Origin of the sequence: Streptomyces sp. NPDC052042, from assembly GCF_044548345.1 — a bacterium.
Classification (GTDB): Bacteria; Actinomycetota; Actinomycetes; order Streptomycetales; family Streptomycetaceae; genus Streptomyces.
In genome coordinates this window covers 93,440-100,503 of the sequence record NZ_JBIUBU010000025.1, presented here as the reverse complement: position 1 = coordinate 100,503, position 7,064 = coordinate 93,440, and the positions used below count along the sequence as shown (strand labels likewise).

The 7,064-nt window shown below is 73.3% G+C and carries 7 protein-coding genes and 1 pseudogene; 6 read left to right on the top strand and 2 right to left on the bottom strand.

Annotated elements, in window-relative coordinates; translation table 11 throughout:
- Together ACIHCL_RS30325 and ACIHCL_RS30320 are read left to right on the top strand one after the other, a co-directional pair.
- Positions 1 to 637, top strand: a pseudogene (locus ACIHCL_RS30325) (hypothetical protein); the annotation flags it as partial.
- Positions 622 to 1,455 carry a hypothetical protein gene (locus ACIHCL_RS30320; protein WP_399866923.1) on the top strand — a complete coding sequence of 278 codons (834 nt, stop codon included), beginning with the start codon at positions 622 to 624 and terminating at the stop codon, positions 1,453 to 1,455. The pseudogene ACIHCL_RS30325 and the gene ACIHCL_RS30320, both read left to right, overlap by 16 nt.
- A gap of 100 nt (positions 1,456 to 1,555) precedes the next feature.
- Here ACIHCL_RS30320 and ACIHCL_RS30315 read toward each other — a convergent pair whose 3' ends face one another.
- Complete coding sequence (locus tag ACIHCL_RS30315) at positions 1,556 to 2,833, bottom strand: DUF1015 domain-containing protein (RefSeq protein WP_399866921.1); 1,278 nt, start codon at positions 2,831 to 2,833, stop codon at positions 1,556 to 1,558.
- 73 nt (positions 2,834 to 2,906) lie between these two features.
- On the opposite strand from ACIHCL_RS30315, the gene ACIHCL_RS30310 reads away from it, so the two are divergent.
- On the top strand, positions 2,907 to 3,938 hold the full coding sequence (locus ACIHCL_RS30310; protein ID WP_399866919.1) for an HAD hydrolase-like protein: 1,032 nt from the start codon (positions 2,907 to 2,909) through the stop codon (positions 3,936 to 3,938).
- A gap of 558 nt (positions 3,939 to 4,496) precedes the next feature.
- Here the strand turns inward: ACIHCL_RS30310 and ACIHCL_RS30305 are convergent.
- On the bottom strand, positions 4,497 to 4,847 hold the full coding sequence (locus ACIHCL_RS30305; protein WP_399866918.1) for an SCP2 sterol-binding domain-containing protein: 351 nt from the start codon (positions 4,845 to 4,847) through the stop codon (positions 4,497 to 4,499).
- 43 nt (positions 4,848 to 4,890) lie between these two features.
- On the opposite strand from ACIHCL_RS30305, the gene ACIHCL_RS30300 reads away from it, so the two are divergent.
- Genes ACIHCL_RS30300 through ACIHCL_RS30290 form a run of 3 tightly spaced genes read left to right on the top strand, consistent with a single transcriptional unit; the run spans position 4,891 to position 6,960 of the window.
- Positions 4,891 to 5,235 (top strand): hypothetical protein, encoded by a 345-nt coding sequence (locus ACIHCL_RS30300; RefSeq protein WP_399866916.1) that lies wholly within the window; start codon positions 4,891 to 4,893, stop codon positions 5,233 to 5,235.
- Between the two features lie 7 nt (positions 5,236 to 5,242).
- A complete protein-coding gene (locus ACIHCL_RS30295; RefSeq protein WP_399866914.1) occupies positions 5,243 to 6,058 on the top strand; it encodes a TlyA family RNA methyltransferase in 816 nt (271 codons plus the stop codon).
- Positions 6,055 to 6,960: an NAD kinase gene (locus ACIHCL_RS30290; protein WP_399866911.1), complete on the top strand. Its 906-nt coding sequence runs from the start codon at positions 6,055 to 6,057 to the stop codon at positions 6,958 to 6,960. Before ACIHCL_RS30295 ends, ACIHCL_RS30290 begins: the two co-directional genes overlap by 4 nt.
- Positions 6,961 to 7,064 lie beyond the last annotated feature (104 nt).

Sequence of the window (7,064 nt, the reverse complement as noted above, 5' to 3'; positions counted from 1 at the left end):
CCGCGTCGGGACGATGACCGTGGCGGGTTCCGTCGGGATGACCGTCGGGATGACCGGGACCGGGACCGTGGTCCGCGCCGGGACGATGACCGTGGTGGGTTCCGTGGTCCGCGCCGCGATGATGATCGTGGCGGGTTCCGTGGTCCGCGTCGGGACGATGACCGTGGCGGGTTCCGTCGGGATGACCGTCGGGATGACCGGGACCGGGACCGTGGTCCGCGCCGGGACGATGACCGTGGCGGGTTCCGTGGTCCGCGCCGGGACGATGACCGTGGCGGGTTCCGTCGGGATGACCGTCGGGATGACCGGGACCGTGGGTTCCGCCGCGATGACCGCGACCGGGACCGGGACCGTGGTCCGCGCCGGGACGACGATCGTGGCGGGTTCCGTGGTCCGCGCCGGGACGACGACCGCAGTGGCGGCGGCTACCGTCGCGACGACAGCCGCGGCGGGGGTTACCGCGGGCAGCGTGATGACCGGGGTGGCCGAGGCGGTTACCGGGGGCGTGACGACAGGGGCGGATACGGCCGACGCGACGACCGCGACCGCGACCGTGACCGCGAGCCCATCAAGCGGCTGCCCATCCCGGAGGACGTCACCGGTGACGAGATCGACAAGGACGTGCGGCAGGAACTGATGAGCCTGCCGAAGACCCTCGCCGTGGACGTGGCCAGGAACCTCGTCATGGTGGCCCGGCTGATCGACGAGGATCCCGAGCAGGCGTACACGTACTCCAAGGTCGCTCTGCGGCTGGCCTCGCGCGTCGCCGCGGTACGCGAGGCGGCCGGGTTCGCCGCGTACTCGACGCAGAGGTACGCGGAGGCGCTCGCGGAATTCCGGGCGGCCAGGCGGATGACCGGTTCCGTCGATCTGTGGCCCGTCATGGCCGACTGCGAGCGTGGACTCGAACGGCCCGAGCGGGCATTGGCCATGGCCGGCGAGCCCGAGGTGCGGAAGCTGGACAAGGCCGGCCAGGTCGAGATGCGTCTGGTGGCTGCCGGTGCCCGCAGGGACATGGGACAGCTGGACGCGGCCATCGTCACGCTGCAGAGCCCCGAGCTCGCTTCGAGTGCCGTGCATGCGTGGACGCCGCGGCTCCGGTACGCGTACGCGGACGCCCTGCTGGCGGCCGGGCGCGAGGACGAGGCACGCGAGTGGTTCGGCAAGGCGCTGGAGGCCGACAAGGACGGCGTCACCGACGCGTCGGACCGGCTGGCCGAACTGGACGGAGTCGAGTTCGTGGACGCCCTCGCCGAGGACCAGGGCGAGGACCAGGACCAGGACCCGGGCGAGGAGCGGGGCCGGGAGGAACGGGGTGAGGAGGCCGCCGCCCCCGCGCGTGAGCCGCTCGCCGCCCAGGCCGAGGACGAGCACGACGCCGACGAGCGCGAGGCCGAGGAAGAGGCCGAGGAAAAGAGTGACGCCAAGGGTGAGGACGGCCCGTCGCAGGCGTAACACAGAAGGTGTGACACAGAAGGTGTGACACAGAAGGTGTGACACAAGGAAGAGGGGCGGCACCCAACGCGGGGTGCCGCCCCTCTTCTTTTGTCCGGATTCAGCCGAGCGCGAGGCTCCGCAGCACCAGACCGGAGGCCGGCTTGGGACCGAAGGACGTGGACTTGCGCGGCATGGTGACACCCTGCCGCGCGAGGTCACGCACCACGTCCTCGCGCACCGGATGCATCAGGACCGCCGTCGCGTCGCGGCGTTCGGCCTGCTCCACCGCGGCGTTCGTGTCATGGATGTAGGCGATGTGCTCGGGGGAGTCCGGAATCCGCCAGACGTGATCCAACAGGGCCGCGTGCAGCACCGTCGCGTCGAGGGACCGCCAGGCAGCCGGGCGGTCGGTCGGAACGGTACGGTGCAGCAGCGCGGGGTCCGGGCGGTCGACAAGGTGGAAGCCGCCGTCGCCGGCGAGCAGGAAGGCGTTGCCCTCTTCGGCAGCCAAGGCGAGCGCGTCCATGGCATGGGGCAGTGGGCCCTCGATAGCGCGCACGCGGAAGAGCCCGGTCAGTGCGGCGAGCGCGTCGGCGACCGGAAGCCGGTGCAGCAGGCGGTGGATGGCCCGGACCCGCAGCGGATAGCGGTGGGTGTCGACGAGCAGGACCAGACCGAAGTCCCAGGGACCGGGCACGGTGTGCTCCCGCTGGAGGCGCAGATAGGTGGCCCAGCGGTGGTGGCCGTCGGCGATCAGCGCCTGGTGACGGGCGAGATCCGTCTCGATCTCGGCCCGGTCCGCCGGGTCGGTGACCGCCCAGAGCCGGTGTCGGAAACCGTCCTCCGTGGTCGTCGCGAGCAGCGGCGGGCGGTCGACGGTCCGCTCGACCACGCCGGTCGCGCCCGAGGCGTCGTCGTCGCCGCGGTAGGTGAGCAGCAGGGGTTCGAGATGGGCGGCCGTGGTGCGCATCAGGTCGGCCCGGTCCTCGACGACGTGCGCCATCACGTCCTCGTGCGGCAGCACGACGCCGTCGGCGGGGGAGGAGAGCGCCAGCGCGCCGACGATGCCGCGTTGCAGGATCTCCGCGTTCCGCTGCTCGTACACGTACAGCGCGGGCTCGGGGTCGGGGGCGAGTATCCCCTCGGCCAGCCAGTGGTTCAGGGTCTCGGCGGCCTGCTTGTTGCGGGCCGCGGCCGTGTCCGCCTGCGGCAGGATCAGCCGGACGATGTTGTGAGGGTCGGCCGATTCCAAGTGGTGCAGCCCGTCGGGGCGCACGACGACGTCGTACGGCGGAGAGGTCACCGCGGCGAGACTACCGACCCGCTCGGGGACGTAGCGCAGCCCGCGGAACGGGACCAGACGCAGTCCCCGGCCGGCCGGACCTGATGTGTTCATTACTGCATCGTAAGTATGCATGGCCGTGATGCGCGATGATCGGGGCAGAAGCACGTACCGAGGAGCGCAAAGAATGAGTCAGGAGAGCAGGACCAGGCCGAGCGGGAGCGACGCAGTCCTGAGCGAGGCGTACGACACGGCGCTGCTGGACCTCGACGGGGTGGTGTACGCGGGCGGTCGCGCCGTCGCCCACGCCGTCGACTCCCTGAGCGCGGCGCGCGACGGCGGAATGCACCTCGCGTACGTCACCAACAACGCGCTGCGCACGCCGGCCGCCGTCGCCGAGCACCTGACCGGACTCGGGATTCCGGCCGAGGCCGCCGATGTGATCACCTCCGCACAGGCCGTGGCCCGGCTGATGGCCGATCAGCTTGCGGCCGGGGCGCGGGTGCTCGTGGTGGGGGGCGAGGGGCTGCGCGTCGCGCTGCGGGAGCGTGGTCTGGTGCCGGTGGAGTCGGCGGACGACGAACCGGCCGCGGTGGCACAGGGGTACGGCGGGCCCGACATGACCTGGGGCCGGTTCGCCGAGGCCGCGTACGCGATCAGGCGCGGGGTGCCGTGGTTCGCGTCCAACACGGATCTGACGATTCCGAGCGCCCGGGGGATCGCGCCGGGGAACGGGGCCGCGGTCGAGGTGGTGCGTATCGCGACCGGGGCCGAACCGCAGATCGCCGGGAAGCCGCTGCCCCCGATGCACCGGGAGACGGTGCTGCGGACCGGGGCCCGGCGCCCGCTGGTCGTCGGGGACCGGCTGGACACCGACATCGAGGGCGCGTTCAACGGGGGCGTGGACTCCCTCCTCGTGCTCACCGGCGTGACGGACGCGGCCCGGCTGCTGGCCGCCGAGCCGAGGCACCGGCCCACCTACGTCGACGCGGATCTGCGCGGCCTGCTGAGGCCGCAGCCCGGGGTCGCACGGACGGGCGAGCGGTTCGACTGCGGGGGCTGGAGCGCCTCGGCGCGCGGCGGGGACCTGGTGCTGGAGGGAGACGGTGACGAGGCGCTCGACGGGCTGCGGGCGCTCTGCGGAGCCGCGTGGTCGTACGCAGGGGACGGCTCGTGCGGCCTGGACGCGGGCAAGGCGCTCGCCCGGTTGGGTCTGTAGACCCTGGGGCGGCTCCCGGCGATCGGCTGGCGGGCGAGGGCGGGCAGGTCCGGCTTTGCTGTGCCGGGCAGTGCGCCGCCCGGACGGCCGCCCGTACGGCGAGGCGGTGCGGGCCCGGCGCCGGCCCGATGTCCCCGACCGCCGTGCGGCACCGCATGGGACGCGGGGCGCACGCCGGTCGCCGTGCGGTGCGATCCCAACCACGCCGCCCGGTACGTCACCCGCCTCATCGCGAGGCGGGACGGCGCGTGATCGCCGAGGGCACGCCGGGGGACGTCGTCATCGCGGAGCCGGCGCGGCGGGTGTTCGGGCCGCGCTCTCGGGTCATCGACGCCGCTGGGGCGGCAACGTCCCTGGTAACCCCGGCCGTGCGCAGGCCGTGGGACAGCGGGGTGGGCAGGGCGCCGCCGGGCGCGTCGGCGAAGGGCTGACCGGCAGCGCGTACGGTCCCGGCGGGTCGGAATCGCGTCCGCCCCGCCGGGACCGTACGACCACCGAAGCCGTATCCGTACCAGCCGGGCCCGTACGGTCACCACGGCCGGGCGCGCCCCGCGACCGCTACGACAGCAGCGATCTGAGCCTCAGCAGATCACGGAAGCCGGCCTCCAGGCGGACCCGGCCCGATCCCCACGCCCTCGCGAAGTCCAGCTGGCCGTCCACCATCGCGACCAGGTCGTCACCGTTCATCGCGAGCCGGATCTCGGCCCTTTCCCGGGGCGGCCCGTCCGCCGTGTCCAACACCTGGATCCGGCCATCGACCAACCGCCCGGTGAAGGTGACATCGAGGTCCTTGACGTGGCAGCTCAGCGAACGGTCCAGCGTGGCCGCGCTGCGCACGTCGCCGGAGGCCTCCGCGAGGTTGTCGGAAAGTTTGTCGAGTGCGCTGCGGCACTCAGCCATGGTCGCCATCGTGACCGACGGTACCGCAGCCCTTCGCGGTAGCGTTTCCCGCATGAGCGACTCGATGCAGGGGCCCGGCGCGGCGGCCGGTGCGGCGCCCTCGACGGCGTCCGCGGAGACGGCCGGCGCCCCGTCGGGCGACGGCGTGCCCCCGGCCCCCGCTCCCGACCCCTCAGCCCCCGCGCCGCTCGGCGTCGCCCGCACCCCCACCGGGGACGCCGGGGTCGACGCCTGGCTGGAGCGTCTCGCCGACGCCGACCACCTCGCGGCGGAGGGACACCTCGCGGTGTACGAGGATGTACACGGTGGCCTGCGCTCCACGCTGACCGCGCTGGACGCCGGGCCCGCACCCGCACCGGTACCCGCACCGATGCCCTCGTACGACGACAGGAGCTGAACCGAACGTGGCAGGAGTGGCACGTCGCCGCCTCGACGCCGAACTGGTGCGCCGTGAGCTGGCCCGCTCGCGCGAGCACGCGAGCCAGCTGATCGCCGCGGGGCGGGTGACCGTCGGGGGGGTGACCGCGACCAAACCCGCTACCCAGGTGGAGACCAGCGCGGCGGTCGTCGTGACCAAGGACGACAGCGACCCGGAGTACGTCTCGCGCGGCGGGCACAAGCTGGCGGGCGCCCTCGCCGCCTTCGTGCCCCTCGGGCTGGAGATCGAGGGGCGGCGGGCCCTGGACGCGGGCGCGTCGACCGGCGGCTTCACCGACGTGCTGCTGCGGGCCGGCGCCGGACACGTCGTCGCCGTCGACGTCGGCTACGGGCAGCTCGCCTGGTCGCTCCAGTCCGACGATCGCGTCACCGTCAAGGACCGCACCAACGTGCGGGAACTGGCGATCGAGGACATCGACGGGCAGCCGGTGGACCTGGTCGTCGGCGACCTGTCGTTCATCCCGCTGGGCCTCGTCCTGCCCGCCCTGGTGCGCTGCGCCGCCCCCGACGCCGATCTGGTCCTCATGGTCAAGCCGCAGTTCGAGGTCGGCAAGGAACGGCTCGGCAGCGGCGGTGTGGTGCGCAGCTCCGCGCTGCGGGCACAGGCGGTGCGCGCGGTGGCGCAGCGGGCCTGGGAACTGGGTCTCGGGGTACGCGGCGTGACGGCGAGCCCGCTGCCGGGGCCCGCGGGGAACGTCGAGTATTTTCTGTGGCTGCGGGCCGGAGCACCGGAGCTGGACCCCACAGATGTCGACCGTGCAGTGGCGGAGGGGCCTCGTTGACGACGCATGCGGCACGAACTGTCTTTCTCATGGCCCACACGGGCCGCCCGGCCGCGATCCGCAGCGCCGAACTCGTCGTACAGGGACTGCTGCACAACGGCCTCGGCGTGCGGGTGCTGGCCATCGAGGCGGCCGATCTGCCGCTGCCGCCGTCCGTCGAGATGGTCACGGACATCACCCCCGGGGCCATGGACGGCTGCGAACTGCTGATCGTGCTCGGTGGGGACGGGACGCTGCTGCGCGGCGCGGAACTGTCCCGCGCCTCCGGGGTGCCGATGCTCGGCGTCAACCTCGGCCGGGTCGGCTTCCTTGCCGAGGCCGAACGCGACGACCTGGACAAGGTCGTCGACCGGGTCGTCAGCCGGGAGTACCAGGTCGAGGAGCGGATGACGCTCGATGTCGTGGTGCGCAGCAACGGCGACGTCGTCCACACCGACTGGGCGCTCAACGAGGCGGCCGTGCAGAAGGTGTCGCCCGAACGGATGCTGGAGGTCGTCCTGGAGATCGACGGCCGTCCGGTGTCCGGGTTCGGCTGCGACGGGATCGTCTGCGCGACCCCGACCGGATCGACCGCCTACGCCTTCTCGTCGGGCGGCCCCGTCGTCTGGCCCGAGGTGGAGGCGCTGCTCATGGTCCCCATCAGCGCCCACGCGCTGTTCGCCAGGCCGCTGGTGACCTCGCCGGACTCGGTGCTCGCCGTCGAGGTCCAGCAGCAGGCCCCGCACGGGGTGCTGTGGTGCGACGGACGCCGGACCGTGGCGCTGCCCGCCGGCGCGCGGGTCGAGGTGCGGCGTGGCACGGTGCCGGTACGGCTGGCGCGGCTGCACCACGCCTCGTTCACGGACCGGCTCGTGGCGAAGTTCGCCCTGCCCGTCTCGGGATGGCGGGGCGCCCCGCACTGACCTGCGGACGGGTCCCCCGCAGCGGTACGGGAAGCTCCAGGTGCACACGGGAGAGTGAACCGCGGGGGCGGGGTCCGTCGCACTCGGGGCCCCGGACCTCGTAA